The 22,021-nt window shown below is 70.4% G+C and carries 16 protein-coding genes; 4 read left to right on the top strand and 12 right to left on the bottom strand.

Translation table 11 applies throughout. The features are described from left to right. Positions 1-111 precede the first annotated feature (111 nt). Positions 112-1,317 (top strand): homoserine O-acetyltransferase MetX, encoded by a 1,206-nt coding sequence (gene metX / locus MTE01_RS02000; RefSeq protein ID WP_116238474.1) that lies wholly within the window; start codon positions 112-114, stop codon positions 1,315-1,317. A gap of 216 nt (positions 1,318-1,533) precedes the next feature. Here metX and MTE01_RS01995 read toward each other — a convergent pair whose 3' ends face one another. The 4 genes from MTE01_RS01995 to MTE01_RS01980 form a co-directional block, all read right to left on the bottom strand. Then, entirely contained in the window at positions 1,534-2,781 is a 1,248-nt protein-coding gene (locus MTE01_RS01995) for an MFS transporter (protein ID WP_103210077.1), read from the bottom strand. Between the two features lie 124 nt (positions 2,782-2,905). After that, on the bottom strand, positions 2,906-3,232 hold the full coding sequence (locus MTE01_RS01990; protein WP_103210075.1) for a thiamine-binding protein: 327 nt from the start codon (positions 3,230-3,232) through the stop codon (positions 2,906-2,908). 48 nt (positions 3,233-3,280) lie between these two features. Beyond that, on the bottom strand, positions 3,281-4,588 hold the full coding sequence (locus MTE01_RS01985; protein WP_141375444.1) for a glycosyltransferase family protein: 1,308 nt from the start codon (positions 4,586-4,588) through the stop codon (positions 3,281-3,283). Between the two features lie 86 nt (positions 4,589-4,674). Beyond that, on the bottom strand, positions 4,675-5,532 hold the full coding sequence (locus MTE01_RS01980) for an ADP-dependent NAD(P)H-hydrate dehydratase (RefSeq protein ID WP_141375442.1): 858 nt from the start codon (positions 5,530-5,532) through the stop codon (positions 4,675-4,677). Between the two features lie 28 nt (positions 5,533-5,560). On the opposite strand from MTE01_RS01980, the gene MTE01_RS01975 reads away from it, so the two are divergent. Then, positions 5,561-6,619: an NADH:flavin oxidoreductase/NADH oxidase gene (locus tag MTE01_RS01975; RefSeq protein ID WP_141375440.1), complete on the top strand. Its 1,059-nt coding sequence runs from the start codon at positions 5,561-5,563 to the stop codon at positions 6,617-6,619. A 210-nt stretch (positions 6,620-6,829) separates the two neighbouring features. Here the strand turns inward: MTE01_RS01975 and MTE01_RS01970 are convergent, their stop codons facing one another. Together MTE01_RS01970 and MTE01_RS01965 are read right to left on the bottom strand one after the other, a co-directional pair. After that, complete coding sequence (locus tag MTE01_RS01970) at positions 6,830-7,885, bottom strand: hemolysin family protein (RefSeq protein ID WP_103210066.1); 1,056 nt, start codon at positions 7,883-7,885, stop codon at positions 6,830-6,832. Beyond that, positions 7,882-9,225 (bottom strand): hemolysin family protein, encoded by a 1,344-nt coding sequence (locus MTE01_RS01965; protein ID WP_141375438.1) that lies wholly within the window; start codon positions 9,223-9,225, stop codon positions 7,882-7,884. The genes MTE01_RS01970 and MTE01_RS01965 overlap by 4 nt, the downstream gene beginning before the upstream one ends. Before the next feature lie 157 nt (positions 9,226-9,382). Between MTE01_RS01965 and MTE01_RS01960 the strand changes: the two genes are divergently transcribed. Further along, on the top strand, positions 9,383-10,420 hold the full coding sequence (locus tag MTE01_RS01960) for a glycoside hydrolase family 76 protein (RefSeq protein ID WP_141375436.1): 1,038 nt from the start codon (positions 9,383-9,385) through the stop codon (positions 10,418-10,420). Here MTE01_RS01960 and guaB1 read toward each other — a convergent pair. Then, entirely contained in the window at positions 10,410-11,870 is a 1,461-nt protein-coding gene (gene guaB1 / locus MTE01_RS01955; RefSeq protein ID WP_141375434.1) for a GMP reductase, read from the bottom strand. The two genes, MTE01_RS01960 and guaB1, sit on opposite strands and share 11 nt — an antisense overlap. 137 nt (positions 11,871-12,007) lie before the next feature. Between guaB1 and MTE01_RS01950 the strand changes: the two genes are divergently transcribed. Further along, positions 12,008-15,697: a multifunctional oxoglutarate decarboxylase/oxoglutarate dehydrogenase thiamine pyrophosphate-binding subunit/dihydrolipoyllysine-residue succinyltransferase subunit gene (locus MTE01_RS01950; RefSeq protein WP_103210057.1), complete on the top strand. Its 3,690-nt coding sequence runs from the start codon at positions 12,008-12,010 to the stop codon at positions 15,695-15,697. A gap of 222 nt (positions 15,698-15,919) precedes the next feature. Here MTE01_RS01950 and MTE01_RS01945 read toward each other — a convergent pair whose 3' ends face one another. Genes MTE01_RS01945 through MTE01_RS01925 form a run of 5 tightly spaced genes read right to left on the bottom strand, consistent with a single transcriptional unit; the run spans position 15,920 to position 21,984 of the window. Further along, on the bottom strand, positions 15,920-17,221 hold the full coding sequence (locus tag MTE01_RS01945; protein ID WP_141375432.1) for an alpha/beta hydrolase: 1,302 nt from the start codon (positions 17,219-17,221) through the stop codon (positions 15,920-15,922). Next, complete coding sequence (locus MTE01_RS01940; protein ID WP_141375430.1) at positions 17,218-19,728, bottom strand: bifunctional lysylphosphatidylglycerol flippase/synthetase MprF; 2,511 nt, start codon at positions 19,726-19,728, stop codon at positions 17,218-17,220. The genes MTE01_RS01945 and MTE01_RS01940 overlap by 4 nt, the downstream gene beginning before the upstream one ends. Positions 19,729-19,764: 36 nt before the next feature. Further along, positions 19,765-21,066, bottom strand: a complete 1,302-nt coding sequence (locus MTE01_RS01935; protein WP_141375428.1) for a GNAT family N-acetyltransferase — start codon at positions 21,064-21,066, stop codon at positions 19,765-19,767. 52 nt (positions 21,067-21,118) lie between these two features. Then, the gene (locus MTE01_RS01930; protein ID WP_103210048.1) at positions 21,119-21,361 is read right to left on the bottom strand and encodes a zf-HC2 domain-containing protein; all 243 of its coding nucleotides are present in this window, start codon (positions 21,359-21,361) and stop codon (positions 21,119-21,121) included. Beyond that, a complete protein-coding gene (locus MTE01_RS01925) occupies positions 21,358-21,984 on the bottom strand; it encodes a sigma-70 family RNA polymerase sigma factor (protein ID WP_103210834.1) in 627 nt (208 codons plus the stop codon). Before MTE01_RS01925 ends, MTE01_RS01930 begins: the two co-directional genes overlap by 4 nt. Positions 21,985-22,021 lie beyond the last annotated feature (37 nt).

Genomic DNA, 22,021 nt, shown 5'->3' with positions numbered 1-22,021 from the left:
GGGGGCTGGACAACGGGGTCCACCGGTGGTCGGGGCACCGCGCAGACCCTTGTCGTCGCACCGGTCGTAACAGTTCGTGGCGATCCTCCCCACCTAGGGAGAATGGATGCCATGGACTGGCAGATCTCCGAAGACACGGTGCCCTCGGCCCCGGTGACGGAGGCGGACGCCCGCTCCCTCCTCGGCAGACCCCCCGCGACCGGCGCGTGGCGCGACGGCGACCCCGTCGGCGACCGACGCTTCGCCGCCTTCGGCGTCTTCGAGACCGAGAGCGGCGAGTCCCTCCCCGCGTTCCGCCTCGCGTTCGAGACCTGGGGGGAGCTCTCCCCCGCGCGCGACAACGCCGTGCTCATCCTGCACGCCCTCACCGGCGACAGCCACGTCCGCGGCTCCGCCGGTCCCGGGCACCCCACGGCCGGTTGGTGGAGCGACCTCGTGGGGCCGGGGGCCGCGATCGACACCGACCGGTACTTCGTCGTCGCCCCGAACATGCTGGGCGGCTGCCAGGGCTCCACGGGTCCCGCGAGCGTCGCCCCCGACGGCTACGAGTGGGCCTCGCGCTTCCCGTACCTCACGATCCGCGACCAGGTGCGAGCCCAGGCCCTCCTCGCCGACCAGCTCGGCATCGAGCGCTGGAACGCCGTCGTCGGCGGGTCGATGGGCGGAATGCACGCGCTCGAGTGGGCCGTCGGCTTCCCCGACCGCGTCGAGCGCGCGGCGATCCTCTCCGCACCCCCCGTCACCACGGCCGACCAGATCGCGTTGAACTCCGTGCAGCTCGACACCGTGCGCGTCGACCCGCGCTTCGCGGGTGGCGAGTACTACGACTCCGGCGACGGAGACGGCCCGCACCGCGGTCTCGCCCTCGCCCGGCGCATGGCGCTGCTCAACTACCGAAGCCCCACCGAACTGAACCAGCGTTTCCAGCGATCGTGGCAGTCGGGGGTGAGCCCACTCGGCCGCGGTGGTCGCTTCGCCGTCGAGTCGTACCTCGACTTCCACGGCAACAAGTTCACGCGGCGCTTCGACGCCAACAGCTACCTCGTCCTCGTCGAGGCGATGAACTCGCACGACGTCGGCCGCGACCGCGACGGCGTCGAAGACGCGCTGCGCCGCGTCACCGCCACGACCCTCGTCCTGGGCGTCGACAGCGACCGCCTGTTCCCCATCGACGGGCAGCACCGCATCGCCCGCGGCATCCCGAACACCCTCGACGCAGACAGCGCGATCGTCCTCTCGAGCGACTTCGGCCACGACGGCTTCCTCATCGAGACCGCCGCGGTCGCCGCGCACCTGCGCCGACTCCTCGCGACCTGACGATCGGCGGATGCCGCGAGCCCACGGCATCCGCCGATCCGCCCGACGGGGTTCCCGTCACCGCGCGAGCCCGCCCGAGCGCCGAGTGCGGGTCGCGGCGGGAGCGGCGGTGATGGCGACGACCGCTGCGCCTGGTCGAGTGTCCACGACACCCGGACAGTGCAGCGGAACGTCCGGGTGTTCTGGACACTCGCGGGAGGCGGCCGGCCGACCGCGTCAGCCCTGCGTCGGGATCGATCCGGTGATCGCGGTCTGCGCGGCCTCGGCCGCCGGCATCCGGTGATCGGGGTGGCGTCCGGTGCGGTCCTCGACCCGGTACGCCACGATCGCCACAACGAGCCCACCCGCGGCGAGCACCGCACCGACCCACGCCGGCGCCACGAGACCGAGCCCGGCGGCGATCGCGAGACCGCCCAAGAAGGCACCGAGGCTGTTGCCGATGTTCAGCGCCGAGTGGTTGAGGGCCGCGGCGATCGACTGGTTGTCTTCGGCCACGTCCATGAGGCGCGTCTGGATCGCGGGGCTCAGCGCCGAGCCGCAGAACGCCACGAGGAACGCGAACAGCACCAGGCTCACGATCCACCCCGCCGTCAGGGCCAGACCGACGGATGCCGCCCCCAGGGCGACGAGGCCCGTGAAGAGCCAGAACCGCAGGTCTTTGTCGGCGAGGGCGCCGCCGACGATGTTGCCGATCGTCATGCCGATGCCCACGAGCACCAGCACGAGCGAGACGGCCCACTCGGGCTGACCCGCGATCTCGGTGATCATGGGGGCGATGTAGCTGTACATCGCGAAAAACCCGCCGAAACCGATCGCCCCGATGCCGAGGGCGAGCCAGACCTGACCGATGCGGAACACTCGCAGCTCGTCGCGCAGCCGCCGCCCCGGTGAGCCGGGGTGCTTCGGCACGAACAGGGCGATGCAGATCGTCGCGAGCAGGAAGATGGCGGTGACCACGGCGAAGGCGGCGCGCCAGCCGACCTGTTGACCGAGGAGGGTACCGAGGGGAACGCCGACGACGTTGGCGATCGTCAGGCCCGTGAGGACGAACGCCACGCCCTTGGCGCGGTTGCCCGGGCCGAGAGCGTCGGCGGCGACGAGAGCACCGATGCCGAAGTACGCGCCGTGAGGGAGCCCGGCGAGGAAGCGGGATGCCGCGACGAGCTCGAACGTGGGGGCGATCACGGTCAGCAGGGTGAAGAACGCCAGGGCCGCGGCCAGCACGATCATCACGCGGTGCCGCGGGAAGCGGGCCACGGAGCCGGCGATCGTGGGAGCTCCGACGACGACGCCCAGGGCGTAGAGCGAGATGAGCCAGCCCGCCTGGGCGATCGCGTCGTCCGGGGACGCGGCCCACGCACCGGGGACGAGTTCGCGGGCGATGTTGGGCAGCAGACCCATCACCACGAACTCGGTCATGCCGATGCCGAAACTGCCGATGGCGAGAGAAAGGAGCGCCCGCATCGCCGCACCTCTCGAGATCGTCGAAGAGGTCACCAGGCGATGCTAGTCGGCGCGCGGGCTCGGGTCGAATCGTTTCGAGAGTCGGGAGTGGCGTGGTCGCCGAACGCTCCCCCCGCCCCGGGGGTCAGTCCGCGCGGCGCTCCAAAGCGTTCTCGAGGCGTTCGATCTTGCCGTCGAGCTCGCCGGTGCGCCCGGGGCGGATATCCGCCTTCAGCACCAGCGAGACACGCGATCCGTAGGGCATCACGGCATCCGTCGCCGCCTTCACCACGGCGAACACCTCGTCCCACTCCCCCTCGACCTCGGTGAACATCGAGGTCGTGCGGTGCGGTAAGCCCGAGGCGCGCACGACGGCGACAGCCGCGGCGACCGCGTCGTGAACGGATCCGTCGGGGTTCTCCGTGGCGGCGGTGCCGACACCGGACGGGGCGACCGAGAAAGCGATGAGCATGGATCGAGACTACGTCTCCGGCCCGCAGCACGGGACGGCTCGCCCCGATCAGCGCCCGGTCGGAACCCGGGCCGGGATCGGACGGCGCCCCGTCACGATCTCGCGAAGCCCCGCCGGCGGACGCACACGCCCCGTGGGAACGCGCACGACGCGCACGATCGCCCACACCAGCAGCACGAGGGCGAGCAGGTTGCGCGCCTCGAGCACCACCACGGGGAAGGGGTTCGGGTGCGTCGCCATGAGTCCGTCGTACAGCAGCGGGTACATCCACTGCGTGAGCGCGGCGATCACGAGCGTCATCCCGGCGAAGGCGTACCAGCGACGGCGGTCGATCATGAGTCCGAGCACGACAGGGGCGAACAGCCACACGTAGTACTGGGGGGAGCCGACCTTGTTCAGCGCGATGAACGCCGTCACCAGTGCCAGGGTCAGCGGTGGGAAGAGCAAGAGGAAGGTCGCCCCGCGGCGCATCTTCGCCACGCCGACGATCGCGACGGCGACCATCGTGAGCAGCATGATCGGTGTCATCGCGGCGATGAGGGGCTCGGCCCCGGGCCCGGTCACCTGGAAGGTGAGCACGCCGCCGTCGTAGTAGACCTCGCTCCCCGGCACGTAGAACGCGGCGAGGAACATGTACAGACCGCCGACGGGGGCCTCCATCTGGATGCCGCGCGAGGTCTGGTCGCCGACGAAGCCGAAGACGTAGGGCGCTCCGCCCAGGGCCACGACGGGGATGATCGTCGCGAGCGACACCGCGACGGCTCCCCACACGAGAGCGAGCCGGCGGCGAACGACGATGAGCCCGGCGGCGAGGATCGCGGCGGGCCACACCTTCATCCACACCGAGATCGAGAGCAGAAGGGAGGCCACGAACGGGCGCCGGAGCATCCAGATGCTGCCGAGGATCGCGAAGGGCACCGTGATGCCGTCGATGCGGTACAGCCCCACGGGGCCGATCAGCAGGATGGCGGCGAGCCAGAACCAGGCGGCGAGCACACGACCGGTCGAACGCCCCTTGCCGACCAGCACGACGAAGGCGACGAGGTTGAAGAGCGCGACGGTGATCGCCCACGCCGGGGTGTAGCCGACGGCCCAGGCGAAGACCCACGCGAACGTCATCGGCAGGAACGCGAGCTGCGGGTAGATCCACTTCTCGGTGATGCCCGGCCAGGCCCACGCGTCGCTCCGCGTGCACGAGGTCACATCGACGCCGCCGAAGAGGGCGCACCGCGACCAGGGTTCGTACACCAGGTACACATCGCCCATGGGTTCGTTGGGCTGCTGGTAGCCCAGGACCCCCACCACGACGTGCACGGCGACGAATGCGACCAACAGGGGAACGACACGCCTCAACACCGCCTCATCCTAAGCGGGCGACGCGCGGCGCCCCGGACCAGGGCGGGCCGGACCCCCGCCGTCGAGCGGCTCGGCGCGGAGAACCGTTACGCGATCGAGTCCCTCAGCACCGCGGCCACGACGCCCGGCAGGGCTTCGGCGACGTCGAGCGCCGCGATGGGGCCCCCGCCGTCGCCGCGGGCGAGGGATGCCACCCGCCCGGCCCTCCCGTGCAACCATGCGGCCGCGGCGGCTGCGGCGGCCAGATCCTCCACGCCGTCCCGCCCGGCGGCCACCGATCCCGCCAGCACGGCCCCGAGCACTCCGCCGAGCACGTCGCCGGTGCCCGCGGTCGCGAGCCACGGCGTCCCGGCCGAGACGCGTCGCGTCCAGCCCCCGGCCGCCGCGACGATCGTGACCGCGCCCTTCGAGAGCACGACTCCCCCGAAGGCCTCGGCCGTCTCTCGCGCCGCCGCCTCTCGCGCGTCGTCGTCGCGCGCATCGACCCTCGGCAACCCGAGACCGTCGCGCAACCGGTCGAGCTCCCGCGCGTGGGGCGTGACGATCACGGGGGCCGTCGCTCCCGCGACGAGATTCAGCGCCCCGGCATCGACGACCACGGGGATCTCACCCGACAGGATGCCGCGCAGCGCTGCGGTCTCGGCCGCGTCGCGCTCGGCGGCATCCGTACCCGATCCCATCACCCACGCCTGCACGCGCCCGTCGGCCGTCACGGTCTCGGGGCGACGCTGCAGCACGAAGTCCTGGGCACGTGCGGGGCCGAGGTAGCGGACCATCCCCGTCCCGGTGCGCCACGCGGCCTCGACGCCGAGCACCGCAGCGCCCGGGTACCGGGCCGAGCCGGTTCGCAGCCCGACCACCCCGCGGGAATACTTGTCGTCGTCCGCCGTTGGCTTCCGCAGTGCGCGGGCGACATCGTGCCCGCTGAAGTCCTTCGCCGTCATGGCGTCACCCTAGAACGCAAAGGTCCTCATGAGTGCCCTCTTCACACCCCTGTCCATCCGCGGTACCGAGGTGCGCAACCGCCTCTGGGTCTCCCCCATGTGTCAGTACAGCGCGATCGAGGGGGTCCCGAACGACTGGCACCACGTGCACCTCGCGCAGTTCGCCGCGGGCGGTGCCGGCATGGTGATCGCCGAGGCGACGGCCGTCTCGCCCGAGGGCCGCATCTCGCCCGAGGACGCCGGTATCTGGACCGACGAGCAGGCGGAGGCGTGGACCCCCATCGTCGCCGCGATCCGCTCGCGCGGTGCCGTCGCCGGGGTGCAGCTCGGCCACGCCGGCCGGAAGGCCTCGACCACCTCGCCCCTCACCGGGGGCCGCGGCACGATCGCTGCCGCCGAGGGGGGTTGGACCACCGTCGCTCCCTCGGCCCTGGCCTACGACAGCTTCGCCGCCCCCGTCGCTCTCGATGCCGGGGGGATCGAGAAGGTCGTCACCGACTTCGCGGATGCCACCCGCCGGGCCGTTCGCGCCGGTTTCGAGGTCGTCGAGGTGCACGCCGCCCACGGCTACCTGCTGCACCAGTTCCTCTCTCCCCTCACCAACCACCGCGACGACGCGTACGGCGGGTCGTTCGAGAACCGCGTGCGCCTGCTGGTCCGCGTGACCGAGGCGGTTCGCGCCGCCGCGGGGGACGCCGCCGTGTTCGTGCGCTTCTCGGCGACCGACGCGGCCGACGGCGGCTGGGACGTCGCCGACACCGTGGCCGCCGCCCGTCTCGTCGCCGACGCGGGCGCCGACCTCATCGATGTGTCCAGCGGAGGCCTCGTGCCCGAGCAGCGCATCGTCCCCGGCCCCGGCTACCAGGTCGACTATGCCGACACCGTGCGCCGCGAGACGGGGCTCCTGGTCAGCGCGGTCGGCATGATCGACGACCCCACGTTCGGCGAGCAGATCCTCGCCGACGGGCGCGCCGATGCGATCATGTCGGGTCGGGAGTGGCTCCGCGACCCGCACTACGCGCTGCGCGCCGCGGCCGCTCTCGGTGCGGACTCCCCCGCCCCCGCGCAGTACCTTCGCGCCTACTGACCACCGCCCCGATCCAGGTCACGTGATCTCGCGCCGTACCGCCCTCTTCAGGGGCCGGATCACGTGATCTCGCCCACAGCACGCGCCACGACGGGTGCTGTGGGCACGGTCACGTGATCTCGCGCCGCGCCGGCCGCTCGTACCCGCGCGACCTCACACGAAGACACCGGATGCCACGGAGCCCCGGCTCCGCGGCATCCGGTGTCGTGTTCAGACGAAGCGACGACGCTCGGTGGCGTCCTGCACTTCGCCGACCAGCTCTTCGATGACGTCCTCGAGGAAGAGGACCGACTGCACGTCGCCGCGCTCGTCGCGCACCTGTGCGAGGTGGCGACCGGACCGACGCATGAGAGCCAGAGCGTCCTCGAGGTCGGTGGTCTCGAGCATCGACACCATGTGGTGCACGCGCTTGCTCGGGATGGGCCGCGCCATGTCGGCATCCGATCCCTCCGCCGCGCGCAGCACGTCTTTGAGGTGCACGTACCCGGTGGGGTGCCCCGTCTCGTCGACGATCACGTAGCGCGAGTAGCCGTGCTGGGCGACGGCCCGCTCGATCTCTGCGGGGGTGGTCGTCTCGGGCAGGGTCACCAGCGCACTGACGGGCACCGCGATGTCGGCCGCCTTCTTCTCGGTGAACTCCACCACGGCGGTGACCGTCCCAGCCGAGTCGTCGAGGACGCCCTCGCGGCGCGACTGCGTGACGATCGTGGCGACCTCGTCGAGCGTGTAGGTCGAGGCGGCCTCGTCCTTCGGCTCGACACGAAACAGCCGCAGCACGTGGTTCGCGGTCCAGTTGAGCGCCACGATGATCGGGTGGAACGCCTTCGAGACGGCCACGAGCGGCGGGGCGAGCATCAGGACGGCGCGGTCCGGCAACGAGAACGCCAGGTTCTTCGGGACCATCTCGCCGAACACCACGTGCAGGTACGACACCACCAGCAGAGCGACGACGAAGCCGACGACGTCCACCGCCGCCTCGGGAATGCCGGTGAGCCCCAGCGGTCCCGCGAGCAGGTGATGGATCGCGGGCTCCGAGACGTTCAGGATCAGCAGCGAGCAGATCGTGATACCCAGCTGGCAGGTCGCCAGCATGAGGGTCGCGTGCTCCATCGCGTACAGCGCCGTCTTGGCGGCGCGCGATCCCCGGTCGGCGTGCGGCTCGATCTGCGAGCGTCGTGCCGAGATGACGGCGAACTCGGCGCCGACGAAGAAGGCGTTGGCGGCCAGGAGGACCACCAGCCAGGCGATTCCGGCCCAGTCGCTCATCGCTGGTCACCGCCCTTCGCCTCGCGGACGAGGTCGCCGACGTTCTGCTCGACCGGGGTCGGCGTGAACTGCACGCGATCGACGCGACGGCCGTCCATGCGCTGCACGGCGAGTCGTCCGTCCTCGAGATCGACGGTGTCGCCGACGGCGGGGATGCGCTCGAGCGCGGCCATGATGTATCCGCCCACCGTGTCGTAGACCTCGCCCTCGGGCACGCGCACCCCGGCACGGTCGAGGGCCTCGTCGGGGCGCAGATCGCCGGGGAAGGCGACGAAGGCGTTCGTGCGCACCACGCCGGCGCGTGAGCGGTCGTGCTCGTCGAGCACCTCGCCCACGATCTCCTCCACGAGGTCTTCGAGGGTGACGACTCCGGCCGTTCCGCCGTACTCGTCGATGACGATCGCCATCTGGTAGCCGCGCGAGCGCAGCTCCGAGACGAGGGCGTCGAGGTGCACGGTCTCGGGGACGCGCAGCGGCTCGGTCGACAGGGCGGCCACGGGCACCTCACTGCGCTTCTCGCGCGGCACGCCGATCGCGGCCTTGAGGTGCACGACGCCGACGATGTCGTCCATCGACTCGCCGTACACGGGGAAGCGACTGTGGCCGGTGCGCCGGGCGAGCTGCACCACGTCGTCGGCGGGGTCGCCCGCGGCGAGCGCGTGCACGCTCGGCCGCGGGGTCATCACATCGGCCGCGCTGAGGCGCGCGAAGGTGAGACTGCGGTCGAGGAGGGACGCCGTGTCTTTCTCGAGCATGCCCGCGCTGGCCGAGCGCTTGACAAGGCTCGACAGCTCTTCGGCGGAACGCGCTCCCGACAGCTCCTCCTTGGGCTCGACGCCCATGGCGCGCAAGACGCCGTTGGCGCTGCCGTTGAGCACGACGATCGCGGGCTTGAACACCGCCGTGAACGCGACCTGGAAGGGCATGACGAGCTTGCCCGTCTGCCGCGGAATCGCCAGCGCGAAGTTCTTGGGGACGAGCTCGCCGAGGATCATCGAGAGCACCGTGGCGAAGCCGACACCGATGATCGCGGCGAGCGACACCGTGATCGCCTCGGGCAGTCCCCAGGTCTGGAACACCGGCCGCAGCAGGTTCGAGATCGCCGGTTCCATCGTGTAACCGGTGAGCAGCGTGGTGAGGGTGATCCCGAGTTGCGCGCTCGACAGGTGCGTCGACGTGATGCGAAGAGCATCGATCGTCAACGACAGCCGGGTCTCCCCGGCGGCACGACGCGATTCGAGGTCGGCACGGTCGAGGTTGACGAGGGCGAACTCGCTCGCGACGAAGAGTCCGGTTCCCACGGTGAGCACGAGCCCCACAACCAGCATGACGTAATCCATCAGGCATCACCCCCGCTCGATCGCTCGGCGGAAGAGGGTCGTTGGGGCCTGGGTCTACAACTGGGAGGGTCGTCCATCGTGCGGACGATTCTATTGCAGCCCCGACCCCTCGGCATCCGTCTCGTGCAACTCCGCACCCGCTGGGGAGGATGGACGAATGGATGCCGACGCCACGGCGCAGCAGCGCGCCGCCACCGCGGAACGCGCGGTGCTCGATCGCTACCTCCGCCGTTACGGTCCGGTCGCCTGGGCGCACGCTGCGGTGCCCGGTCGCGAGAACCCCCGGACGTGGCATTACTGGTGGCACGCGCACCTGCTCCACGTTCTCGCCGACGCCGAGACGCATCGCCCCGATGCGCGTCGGCGGCGCCTCATCCGGCGCGTGGCGCGCGGGGTGACCCTGCGTACGCTCGGCCGGTGGACGACGCCCTTCTACGACGACATCGCGTGGATGGGGCTGGCCCTCGCGGAGAGCGGGCGGCATCCCCGCGCCCTGCGTAAGATCGCACGGACACTGGCCGATGCCGTGGACCCGACCGTCGGCGCCCTTCCCTGGCGCGTGGACAGCGCGCTGTACAACGCTCCGGCCAACGCCCCGGGCGGCATGGTGCTGGCCCTGACCGGACGACGCACCGAGGCCGCCGGCTTAGCCGGGTGGATGGCGTCCGTCCTCGACGATCCGTCCTCGCATCTCGTGCGCGACGGCATCGAGCACGGGGTGACCCGCCCCGAGCTCTGGACCTACAACCAGGGCGCCGTCATCGGCCTCGAACTGATGATCGGCGGGCCCGCTCTCGCGGATCCCGCGCACGATGAGTGGTCGCACATCGAACGCACTCGCGCCCTGGTACGGGCCGTCGAGCGGTGGTGCGCCGACGACGACGGTCTCTTCCCGGCGGCCGGAGGGGGCGACGGCGGCCTGTTCGCCGGCATCCTGGCCCGCTATCTGGCCCAGGCGGCCAGGGATCTCGCGAAGGGGCCGGATGCCGAGGGCGACGTCCTCGCGCGGACGGCTCGGCGCCTCGTGGAACGAAACGCCGACGCCCTCTGGGTCGGGGGCCGGGAGGGACTCTTCTCGGCGGACCCCCGTCGACCCGCGCGAGCGGAAGGGGACGACCTCGACCTCTCGGTGCAGCTGGGGGCATGGATCACGCTCGAGGCCGCGGTCGGCCTCGAGCGCGCGGTCACCAGCTGACCGGCAGCGCCTTTCCCTCGTCGTAGCCCGCGGCCGACTGCAGGCCCACACGAGCGCGCTCGTGGAACTCGGCGACGGTGGCCGCACCGGCGTAGGTGAACGACGAGCGCACACCCGAGGTGATCATGTCGAGCAGGTCTTCCAGGCCCGGACGCTGGGGATCGAGGTAGATGCGCGACGACGAGATGCCCTCGGCGAACAGCTCCTTGCGGGCGCGCTCGAACGGGTCGAGGCCGCCGAAGCGCCCCTGCACGGCCTTCGTCGAAGCCATGCCCCACGACTCTTTGTAGAGGCGGCCGCCGGCGTCGGTGAGCAGTTCGCCCGGAGCCTCGATCGTTCCCGCGAACCACGAGCCGACCATGACGGACGCGGCGCCCGCGGCGAGCGCCAGGGCGACATCGCGCGGGTAGCGCACCCCGCCGTCGGCCCAGACGTGGGCTCCGACGCTGCGCGCGGCCTCGGCGGTCTCGAGCACCGCCGAGAACTGGGGCCGGCCGACGGCCGTCATCATTCGGGTCGTGCACATCGCCCCCGGGCCCACGCCCACCTTGAGGATCGTCGCGCCCGCGTCGGTGAGATCGGCCACGCCGTCGGCGGTCACCACGTTGCCGGCTGCGATCGGGATGCCGAGGTCGAGTGCGGCCACCGCGCGCAGCGCGCGGAGCATCTGTCCCTGGTGACCGTGCGCGGTGTCGACGACGAGGACGTCGACACCGGCGTCGACGAGGGCGCGTGCCTTGGTGGCGACGTCGCCGTTCACCCCGACCGCGGCGGCGACGATGAGGCGGCCACGTGCGTCGACGCCCGGTCGGTAGACGGAGGCGCGCAGGGCGCTGCGCGCCGACAGCGTGCCGACGAGGCGGTCACCGTCGACGACCGGGACGATGTCGACGCCCGCGGCCTCGATCCGCGCGAAGACCTCGCGAGGGTCGTGCACGTCGGCCGCGTCGATGGGCTCGGCGTCACGACGGGCGATGTCGCCGAGCGTCGCATCGGGAAGAGCCGTGGCCAGGCGCCCCGCCGGCACGATGCCGCGAACCTCGGACAGGGCGACGACGCCGTCCTCGCGAGGAGTCGCCACGACGATGCCCCGGCCGGGCACAGCGGGAAGGATGCGCCGCGCGTCGGCGACGGTGGCCTCGGGCGGGAGGATCAGCGGGGTGTCCCACGCCGCGGGCTGTGACTTGACCCACGACACGGCCTCGACCAGATCGTGCAGCGCCATGTCCTGCGGCAGGACGCCGAGTCCGCCGCGACGCGCCAGGGTCGCCGCGAGTCGGGTTCCCGTGACCGAATTCATGTTCGCCGACACCAACGGGATGGTCGCCCCGCTGCCGTCGGCGGGGGCGAGATCCACGTCGAGGCGGCTGCGCACCTCGGAATGGCGGGGGACGAGAAAAACGTCCGAGTACGTCAGGTCGACATCGGGCTGCGCGCCGGAGAACTCCATGGCATCCACCTCACCACATCAGGGGAATGTAAAGACCCGAAGGGCGTCCAGATTCCTCGGCTAGGCTGGAAAGCACGCAGCGCGGCGACGTGCGCGTATCCACAGGAATCTTCATCGAGGAAAGCAGGCGATCGACTGTGTCGAGCCAGGTGACGGGCGTCGGTACTTCGAGCGAGGGCGAGTTCGGCGCGAACGAGTGGCTCGTAGACGAACTCTACGAACAGTTCAAAGTCGACAAGCACTCCGTAGACAAGGCCTGGTGGCCGATTCTGGAGGCGTACCACCCGGTCGTCGACGGATCCTCCGCCGCTCCCCCGCCCTCCGCGCCCCCGGCGTCGGCGGGGTCCGAGCCCAAGCCGGTGACGGCCCCGATCCCCGTGGTCGGACAGGCGCCCGTCGCCCGCACCACGGCGAAGCCGGCCAAGCCGCAGCCCATCCCGGCTCAGGCGCCGAACGCGGTTCCCTCCGCGGCTGCCGAGAGCACCGAGGAAGACCGCGTGACGGTGCTCAAGGGGATGCCGAAGGCCCTGGCATCCAACATGGACGACTCGCTCACGGTCCCCACCGCGACGAGCGTGCGCACGATCCCGGCGAAGCTGATGATCGACAACCGCATCGTCATCAACAACCACATGTCGCGCACGCGCGGTGGCAAGGTGAGCTTCACCCACCTGATCGGCTGGGCGCTGATCCAGGCGCTCAAGGAGTTCCCGAGCCAGAACGTCTACTACGCCGAAGTCGACGGCAAGCCCTCGGTCGTGGCCCCCGCGCACGTCAACCTGGGCATCGCGATCGACATGCCCAAGCCCGACGGCTCGCGCGCGCTGCTCGTTCCGAGCATCAAGCGCGCCGACACGCTCACGTTCGGCGAGTTCCTCGCCTCGTACGAAGACCTCGTCCGCCGCGCCCGCAACAACAAGCTGACGCCGGCCGACTTCCAGGGCACCACGGTCTCGCTGACCAACCCCGGCGGCATCGGTACGGTCCATTCGGTGCCGCGACTCATGCGCGGCCAGGGCGCCATCATCGGCGCCGGCGCCCTCGATTACCCCGCCGAATTCATGGGCGCGAGCGAGAAGACGCTCAACGAGCTCGCGATCGGCAAGACGATCACGCTCACCAGCACCTACGACCACCGCGTCATCCAGGGTGCCGGCTCCGGCGAGTTCCTCAAGAAGGTGCACGAGCTGCTCATCGGGCAGCGCGGCTTCTACGACGACATCTTCGCCGCGTTGCGCATCCCCTACGCCCCCATCCACTGGGCGGCCGACATCAGCGTCGACATCTCGGAGCGCATCGATAAGAGCGCCCGCGTCCAGGAGCTCATCAACTCCTTCCGCGTGCGCGGCCACCTCATGGCCGACATCGACCCGCTCGAGTACGTCCAGCGCACGCACCCCGACCTCGAGATCGAATCGCACGGGCTCACGTTCTGGGATCTCGACCGCGAATTCGTCACCGGCGGCCTCGGCAACAAGCGCGTCGCCAAGCTCCGCGACATCCTGGGCGTGCTGCGCGACTCGTACTGCCGCACCATGGGCGTCGAGTACATGCACATCCAGGACCCGGCGCAGCGTCAGTGGTTCCAGCGCAACGTCGAGGTCAAGTACACCAAGCCCGGCCACGACGAGCAGCTGCGCATCCTGTCGAAGCTGAACCAGGCCGAGGCGTTCGAGACCTTCCTGCAGACCAAGTACGTCGGCCAGAAGCGCTTCAGCCTCGAGGGCGGCGAGTCTCTCATCCCCCTGCTCGACCAGATCCTGCAGGGCGCGGCCTCCGCGGGCCTGGACGGCGCCGCGATCGGCATGGCCCACCGCGGTCGACTGAACGTGCTCACCAACATCGCCGGCAAGACCTACGGTCACGTGTTCCGCGAATTCGAGGGCGCCGTGGCGATCGGCAGCAAGCGCGGCTCGGGCGACGTGAAGTACCACCTCGGCACCGAGGGCACCTTCGTCGGCGACGCCGGCGACGAGCTCCCCGTGTACTTGGCCGCCAACCCCTCGCACCTCGAGACCGTCGACGGCGTGCTCGAGGGCATCGTCCGCGCCAAGCAGGACCGCAAGCCCATCGGCACGTTCTCGTGGCTGCCGATCCTCGTGCACGGCGATGCCGCGTTCGCGGGTCAGGGTGTCGTGGTCGAGACGCTGCAGATGTCGCAGCTGCGCGGCTACCGTACGGGCGGCACGATCCACGTCGTGGTCAACAACCAGGTCGGCTTCACCACCACCCCGACCGACGCCCGCACCTCGGTGTACGCCACCGATGTCGCGAAGACGATCCAGGCGCCGATCCTGCACGTGAACGGCGACGACCCCGAGGCCGTCGTCCGGGCGGCGGAGCTGGCGTTCATGTATCGCGAGGAGTTCCACCGCGACATCGTGATCGACCTGGTCTGCTACCGCCGCCGCGGTCACAACGAGGGCGACGACCCGTCGATGACCCAGCCCCTGATGACGAACCTCATCGAGGCGAAGCGATCGGTGCGCCGTCTGTACACCGAGTCGCTCGTCGGCCGCGGCGACATCACCGAAGACGAGTACGAGCAGGCGAAGCAGGACTTCCAGAACCGCCTCGAGGTCGCCTTCGCCGACACGCACGAGGCCGAGACCGGCACGAACCCCGTCGTCACCATGGACGCTGCCGAAGAACCGGCGGTCGGCGCTCCCGAGACCACCGGCGTCTCGCGCGAGGTCGTTCATCACATCGGCGACGCCTTCGTCAACAAGCCCGACGGCTTCACGGTGCACACGAAGCTCCAGCAGCTCCTCGAGAAGCGCCACGACATGAGCCGCAACGGCAACATCGACTGGGCCTTCGGCGAGCTGCTCGCCTTCGGCTCGGTGCTGATGGAGGGCACCCCGGTCCGACTCGCCGGCCAGGACTCCCGCCGCGGGACCTTCGTGCAGCGCCACTCCGTGCTCCACGATCGCGACAACGGTCAGGAATGGCTGCCCCTCGCGAACCTCAGCGAGAACCAGGGCCGATTCTGGGTCTACGACTCCCTGCTGAGCGAGTACGCCGCGATGGCGTTCGAGTACGGCTACTCGGTCGAGCGCTCCGACGCGCTCGTGCTGTGGGAGGCGCAATTCGGCGACTTCGCCAACGGCGCCCAGTCGGTGATCGACGAGTTCATCTCGTCGGCCGACCAGAAGTGGGCGCAGCAGTCGAGCGTCGTGCTTCTGCTTCCCCACGGCTACGAGGGCCAGGGTCCGGACCACTCATCGGCCCGCATCGAGCGCTACCTGCAGATGTGCGCGCAGGACAACATGATCGTCGCGCGCCCCTCGACCCCCGCGTCGTACTTCCACCTGCTGCGTCGCCAGGCCTACCAGCGTCCCCGTCGCCCCCTCGTGGTCTTCACCCCGAAGGCGATGCTGCGTTTGCGCGGAGCGACGAGCCCCGTCGAGGACTTCCTCGAGGGTCGCTTCGAGCCGGTGCTCGACGACGACCGCGGTGTCGACAAGAACGCCGTGACGCGCGTCCTGCTGCACGCGGGAAAGATCCACTGGGACCTGCGAGCCGAGCTCGACAAGAACCCGAACCCCGCGATCGCCCTCGTACGTCTCGAGCAGTACTACCCGGCGCCGATCGAGGAGCTGACCGCCGTGTTGGCGCAGTACCCGAACGCCGAGCTGGTGTGGGTTCAGGACGAGCCCGAGAACCAGGGCGCGTGGCCGTTCATCGCCCTCGAAGTCGCCGACCAGCTCGGTGGCCGAGCGATCCGTCGTATCTCGCGCGCGGCCGCGGCCTCGACCGCGACCGGTTCGCCGAAGGTGCACGCGAATGAACACGCCACGATCATGAAAGAAGCGCTCGCGCGCTGATCTTCCACGAAGGGCCCGGTCGACATTCCTGTCGGTCGGGCCCTTCGTGTACTCCGCCACACGGACCGGCACGCGTGCGGTCGCAGGACCGTCCGCGGTCGCGCAGACCCGAGACGGCGCGGGAACCGGTAATCCTGGAAGGTCGGGCGGCGCCGGGACCGGTGACCCTCGACGGTCGAGCGGCGCCGGGACCGGTGACCCTTGACGGTCGAGCGCCGGAGCTCAGGATGCCGGCGCGGCCAACCCCAGCGTGGGAGCCAGGGCCGGAATGGCATACGCCAGGCTGCCGTCGAGCGCTTCGCCGGTGTGACCGGCTCCCTCGACGATGTGCGTCAGAACGGTGAATCCCGCCGCTTCCGCCGCCTTCGAATTCGCGAGCTGCCCCGGGCCATACGTCTTGTCTTCGCTCCCCCACGTGAAGATGGCGGTGTGGCCGCTGTAGGTGCCGGGGGCCGCCGCCGCCATGACGACCGCGGGCTTGTTGGCTTGGAAGGCGCCCGCGTTTCCGTTGTAGACGTCCTTCACGGTCTGATCGACGTGCTCCGATCCCGGGAACTCATTGCCCATGACATCGAGCATCTGGCCCCACGTGTCGGGGTACTTCGCCCCGTAGAGAGCCGCGCACGACCCGCCGTTTGAGAAGCCGCCGATGGTCCAGTACTTGTGGTCGGTGACGATGTTCAGGTTCTTCTCGGCCCACTGCGGCACGAGCTGGTTGATGTAGGTCGCGACGGCGCCGTACTTCGCGGAATCCACGCAGGTGGGGTCGCGGTCCGGGGCGGTCAGCTGATCGACGACGATCGCGATGGGTGCGAGGCCCTTGTTCTTCGCGGCGAAGGCGTCGAGTGCCTTGGCCAGCGCCGTCGGGTCGGGCGACCCGGGCTGGCCCATCATGAACACCAGGAGCGGCAGAGCCGGAGGGTCGGCGACCTGGGCTGCCGGCGGCAGGTAGAGCGAGGCGTCGCGCGCCGCGTACTGACCGGTGGGGATCTTCGTGCTGCCGGTGAGAGCGCTGACCGATCCCTTCGACGGCATGTCCGCGGGAGGCTCCCACGTCTGGTAGAGCGTCGCCGGGTCTCCGGCGACGGCATCTTGCGGGGGCAGGGAGGCGGGGTCGAGCGCCTGTACGCCGAGGATCGCAGCCAGGTTGTGCGTGACGCCATACGAGGTGTTCACGCCCAGGATGCCGGCGAGGAGCGAGGCGATGACGGCGACGGCGCCGATCGCTCGACGCGGCCAGGGGCGGCGGAAGATCCCGACGATGCCGATGGCGACGGCCGCCACCGCTCCCGACGCCCACCAGATCGCAGCCCCCGGCAGCGGGCCTTGGAACGTGTTCATCGACTCGAGGATCTTCGCCACGATGAACATGACCACCCCGGCCGCGACACCGATCACGAGGGTGATGACGAGCCGACGAGGACGCCATACGGCGACAGCGACCACGCACAGCGCAGCGACGATGGCGCTGATGAGCAACATGGGGCTGTCGATCAGCTCGAACGACAGGATGAACTTGTTCACCGACGGCCCTCCCAGGCGGTCCGGGCCAAAGCGACCATCTCTCGACGTGAGGCGTCGGGCAGGTAGGCGCGACCCACCGCGGCGCCGATCACGGGCAGCTCGAGGGGATCGCGGTACGCCAACGCCAAGGGGCGGTACCGGGGCCGGAACTTGCCCTTGAAGCGGAAGAGCGACGCGAACCCGTACGCGGGTTCGAGCACCTCGGCGAGCCAGCGCAGCAACGCGCGAAGAGGGGCCGGATCATCATCGGCTGCCTCGTCGGGGTCGTCAGCGAGAGGTGCCCCCGACAGGCTGAGCACGGTCGCGCCCTCCTCCTGCAGCTCGAGAGCGGCCTTCGCGATCAGGAACTCCATCATGCCGTTGGGTCCGTCGGTGCGACGACGCATGAAATCGAGGGTCCATCCCGTGATCTCGCCCGCCGTCCAGGACGGCATCCAGCTCGTGACCGCCTCGATGCGTTCATCGGGACCCACGGCGAGCAGCAGGCGGACGTCACGGTCGCGCAGCTCGTCGAGAGAACCCAGCGTGAAGCCCATCTCGGGGAGCGCGCGGTCGGCGACCCACTCCTCGTCGATCGCGACCACCTGCGACGCCTGACCGACGCTCAGTTCGTGCCACCGCGACCAGACGGCGGTGTACCCCTCGCGCTCGGCGCGGGTGAGGGGTTGCCGCACCTTCTGCCAGGCCTTGCCGGCGAATGTCAGGCCGGGCAGGTCCATCACCGTTTCGACCCCGACGGGAACATACCGCCAGCCGAGGGCGATCAGATCGTCGAGAGTCTCACCGTGGATGCTGTAGAACGCCGGTGTCCACCCGTGCTCGACGCAATAGTCCGTGAAGCCGCGCAACGCCTCCGCGCGTCGCCCCTCGGGGGCGAGGGGGTCGCCGACGGCCAGGGCGACATCGCCGCTCAGCCGGTAGGCGACGGCGCACTCACGGTCCTCGGAATACCAGTGGCTGGTGCCCGCCCAGGTGCCGAGGAAACCGAGGGTGTCGCTTCCCCGCCGCAGAAGGTCGCGATAGTGACCGTCGTCGACGGTGTCCGGGCGACGCGAGCGGCGGTAGAGCCACAGGATCGCGGCGACCACGATCGCCCAGAACAGCACACCGATCCATTGGTACGCGAACAGCGCCGGTCCGCTGTGCGGGAACGCCGTCGATCCGCCCGGGTGGGTGAAGGCGGGGGGAAGGAAACGGCGCAGGGTCAGAGCGAGCAGATCGAAGATCGACACGTCTCGGTCGAAGGCGCGATGACCGATGGCCTCGACGACGAAGAGCGTCGTCGCGCAGGCGAGGAAGGCGAGCGAGACCACGGCCGCGACGACGCGCGCCGCGCGCCGGGTCGCACGGACCGAGAACCGGGCACGTGCGACGGCGAGCGCCGCAGCGAGCGCGAGGGGGATCATGATCGTCGCGATCGCCCACAGGACGTACTCCGCCCCGCTGCCATCGACCCAGGGGTCGATCCGCAGGCGCCCGTCGAGAAGAGAGACGACGGGCAGGACCGCGGACGCCACGAGCACGAACTCCGCGACGATCCACGCCGAGCGTCGTCCCTGCCGGAGGCCCCACGCGGCCACCAGCAGCAGGACCAGGGGCACGATCGCCAGGAGGGCGGGGCCTGCTCCACGGGTCATCAGGAGGGCGATCTGCTCATCGCACACCGACGAGGCGACCCTGCCGCACTGCGAGAGGAGTTCGTCGTCGTACTGCGTGTAGGCGTCCACCACGAGCGAGAGCGGCCCGCGGCCGCCGCCGCTGACGAGGGCGACGATCGGCCCGCTGCCCACGACCGCGACCAGAAGAGCGAGAAGGGTGCGCGTCTCACGCGTCGAGCTGCGGTGCCACGACCGCCGCTCCCGACCCCGCGCGAGCAGTGCGCCGACGACGAGACCGATGATCGCCGCCGAGAGCCGGTACCAGGAGTCGGCGTCACCGGCGTAGAGAGCGAAAAGAGCCAGAAGGGCGAAGCCCACCAGACGCAGACGGCGACGCCACAGCGTCGGCGCGAAGGCCGACCCCGCCATGACCGCTCCGGCGATCGCGGTGGTCGGGTCGAGCACCGGGACTTCGGCGGCGACGACCGGGCGGAGATCGGTGATCGTCCACGCCGCCGCGTGGAGGCCGATGCCCACGACCAGGCCGCTCAGCCCGATGACCACCAGGAAGACGCTCGTACGCCGCGATCCGACCAGCCGCTCGATCGCGGCCAGGGCGGTCAGGGCGAGCAGCACCGATGAGAGGGCGTCGATCGCCGAGTCCGGAATGACGAGTGCGGTCGCCAGCGTCCACCACCGACCGCTCCCGAAGGTGGCCAGCGGCCCCGCGCCCCAGATGAGCGCATCCTCTCCCCAGAGCGACCCCGTCGCCGCCGCGGACGCGACGACCAGCACGGCGACGATGATCGCCACGGGGTTGCGCGACACGTATCGGCGAAGCGCAGCGCCCACGGCCGTCAGACGCGACGGAGAGCGTTCGGCGGCCGGAGGAGCGGCGGATTCGGACATCGGCGACAGCGTATTGCCATTTCCTATGAGAAGCCGTCAGTACCAGATGTCGAGAAGCGGGGTGGCCTCCGGAACGAACGCACGGTCGAGGGATGCGAGCGTGCGGGCCTCGCCGCGCACGAGACCCGAGAGCGCGAGTTCGGCCGAGCGCACCCCACCGAGAAGGAGCGAGCTCAGGGCCCCGACGGTCAGGTCGATGTCGACGGGCCGGTCGATCGAGGGCGAGACCTGAGCCTCACCGTCCGCCCCGATCCGCAGACTCCACGTGCCCTCGGCGAACCCGAGCGGATCGGCGACACGCAAAATCACATCGAGCCCGGCCGCGTATCGACGAGAGCCCAGCGCCCCGGGCACGTCGAGGATGCGCAGCCAGTGGTGATCGGTGAGCGTCGCGGTCACGGCACGTCGGTCGGAGACCATCCACTGCACGGGCGGTGTGGAGGGCTGCAGCCACGCCTTCACCCGGCCGACGAGGTCGTGTTCGAGCGCGAAGCGCCAGAGGGCGGCCGAGGCCTCGCCGTCGACGGCGAAGATCGCGCGCACCTCGAGATCGTGAGCCGAGAAGTCGTCGCGCTCGTCGATCACGTAGACGAGGATCCCCGTCTCGTCGCCTTCGGCGGTGCGGTAGGCGACGGCGCGCACCTTCTCGCCCGATTTGTCACCGGGCGTGAGACCGGCCACGCCGCGCCACCGGCCGTCCCACCCGGGCACCGAGCCCGGACGCTGCACGCGCACGCGCTCGTGCACGGCCCGCAGACGGTCGACCACGGCCTCACGAGGGACGAAGTCGAGTCGCCCGGGTGCCGTCGGGCCGGTCCAGCGGGCTCGGCCGGTGTCGACCTCGACGTCGGAGGCCCACGCGGCGGGAGAGAACCCCCACCGGCCGTAGATGGTGGCCTCGGTGACCGTGAGGCCGGCGATGGCGAATCCCGCCGCCGCGGCCGTGCGGAGCTCCCCGCCGATCATGGCGCGGGCGATGCCCCGGCGGCGATGCGTCGCCGCCACCGTCACGGCGCTGATCGACCACAGCGGCGTGGTGCGCCCGGGCGAGGTCGTGAGCTCGGACGCCCACGAGTCGATCGTGCCGACGGGCACCTCGGGTTCGACGCCCTGACGGTCGTAGACCGCGGTGAGACGCCGGGTGCGCAGCGTCGTTCGCGCGTTCTCGGCCTCGTCGTCGGTCGATTCCGCACCCAGGAAGCCCCGGGCCACCGCTCGCTGGAAAGGACGGAACCCCTCTCCGTCGGCATCCACTCGCGCGTACTCGAGCCCTGAGGCGGCGAGGTCTGCGGCGGAGGTCTGGTCGAGGGGCAGCGTCAGAGTGTCGATGGATGCCATGACCCCAGCCTAGGGATCACCTCCGACACGCGCCGGGCCGGCGCGGGTGCCGTCAGTGCGTCGCCTGGATGGCGCGAAGGCGCGAGAGCACCTGATCGCGGAGTTCGTCGGGGGCCGTCTCTTTGCACGCACGGGCGACCACCTCGGTCAGCGTGCGCGCTACGAGAGCCTCGTCCTGGCATCCGGGGCAATTCTCGAGGTGCTCGCGGATGTCGTTCTGCTGGGTCTTGCACACCTCGTTGCGGAGGTATTCCTCAAGGTCGCGTCGCGCCTTGTCGCAGCCGCAGTCACTCATTTCGTCTCTCCCGTCGCGGCCTGGATGCCGCGCTCCTTGGCGTAATCCGACAGCAGGTCGCGCAGCAGCCGCCGGCCGCGGTGCAGACGGCTCATGACCGTGCCGATCGGGGTTTTCATGATGTCGGCGATCTCCTGGTAGGCGAATCCCTCGACGTCGGCGAGGTACACCGCCATCCGGAAATCCTCGGGGATCGACTGCAGCGCGTCCTTCACGACGGATGCGGGCATGTGGTCGATCGCTTCGGCCTCGGCCGAACGGGCGCTGCTCGCGGTGGTCGACTCGGCCCCGCCGAGCTGCCAGTCCTCGAGGTCGTCGATCGCACTCTGATACGGCTCGCGCTGCTTCTTGCGATACGTGTTGATGTACGTATTCGTGAGGATGCGGTAAAGCCACGCCTTGAGGTTGGTCCCCTGCGTGAACGTCGCCCACGAGCCGAAGGCCTTCACGAAGGTCTCCTGCACCAGGTCGGCCGCGTCGGCCGGATTGCGCGTCATGCGCATGGCTGCTGCGTACAGCTGGTCCATGAAGGGCAGGGCCTGCTCTTCGAACTGTGCGCGGGGCTCCGCCTGCGGGCCGGCGTCTGCGGTGTCGTTCATCGCGCGCCAGTCTACGTCGAGCATGTCGACGGCCCCCGGGGCAGCCCCCGGCAGACGGTCG

The sequence above is a fragment of the Microbacterium testaceum genome (assembly GCF_006539145.1).
GTDB lineage: Bacteria > Actinomycetota > Actinomycetes > Actinomycetales > Microbacteriaceae > Microbacterium > Microbacterium testaceum.
Note: the sequence above shows the minus strand (reverse complement) of the source record. Positions and strands in the feature narration are given on the sequence as shown.

Coding starts and splice junctions, on each gene's coding strand:
- MTE01_RS01940 (WP_141375430.1), bottom strand. CDS start 19,728: ATGTCCGAATCCGCCGCTCCTCCGGCCGCCGAACGCTCTCCGTCGCGT.
- MTE01_RS01970 (WP_103210066.1), bottom strand. CDS start 7,885: ATGAGCGACTGGGCCGGAATCGCCTGGCTGGTGGTCCTCCTGGCCGCC.
- MTE01_RS01935 (WP_141375428.1), bottom strand. CDS start 21,066: ATGGCATCCATCGACACTCTGACGCTGCCCCTCGACCAGACCTCCGCC.
- MTE01_RS01990 (WP_103210075.1), bottom strand. CDS start 3,232: ATGCTCATCGCTTTCTCGGTCGCCCCGTCCGGTGTCGGCACCGCCGCC.
- MTE01_RS01930 (WP_103210048.1), bottom strand. CDS start 21,361: ATGAGTGACTGCGGCTGCGACAAGGCGCGACGCGACCTTGAGGAATAC.
- MTE01_RS01995 (WP_103210077.1), bottom strand. CDS start 2,781: ATGCGGGCGCTCCTTTCTCTCGCCATCGGCAGTTTCGGCATCGGCATG.
- MTE01_RS01925 (WP_103210834.1), bottom strand. CDS start 21,984: ATGCTCGACGTAGACTGGCGCGCGATGAACGACACCGCAGACGCCGGC.
- MTE01_RS01975 (WP_141375440.1), top strand. CDS start 5,561: ATGAGTGCCCTCTTCACACCCCTGTCCATCCGCGGTACCGAGGTGCGC.
- metX (WP_116238474.1), top strand. CDS start 112: ATGGACTGGCAGATCTCCGAAGACACGGTGCCCTCGGCCCCGGTGACG.
- MTE01_RS01980 (WP_141375442.1), bottom strand. CDS start 5,532: ATGACGGCGAAGGACTTCAGCGGGCACGATGTCGCCCGCGCACTGCGG.
- guaB1 (WP_141375434.1), bottom strand. CDS start 11,870: ATGGAGTTCTCCGGCGCGCAGCCCGATGTCGACCTGACGTACTCGGAC.
- MTE01_RS01960 (WP_141375436.1), top strand. CDS start 9,383: ATGGATGCCGACGCCACGGCGCAGCAGCGCGCCGCCACCGCGGAACGC.
- MTE01_RS01965 (WP_141375438.1), bottom strand. CDS start 9,225: ATGGATTACGTCATGCTGGTTGTGGGGCTCGTGCTCACCGTGGGAACC.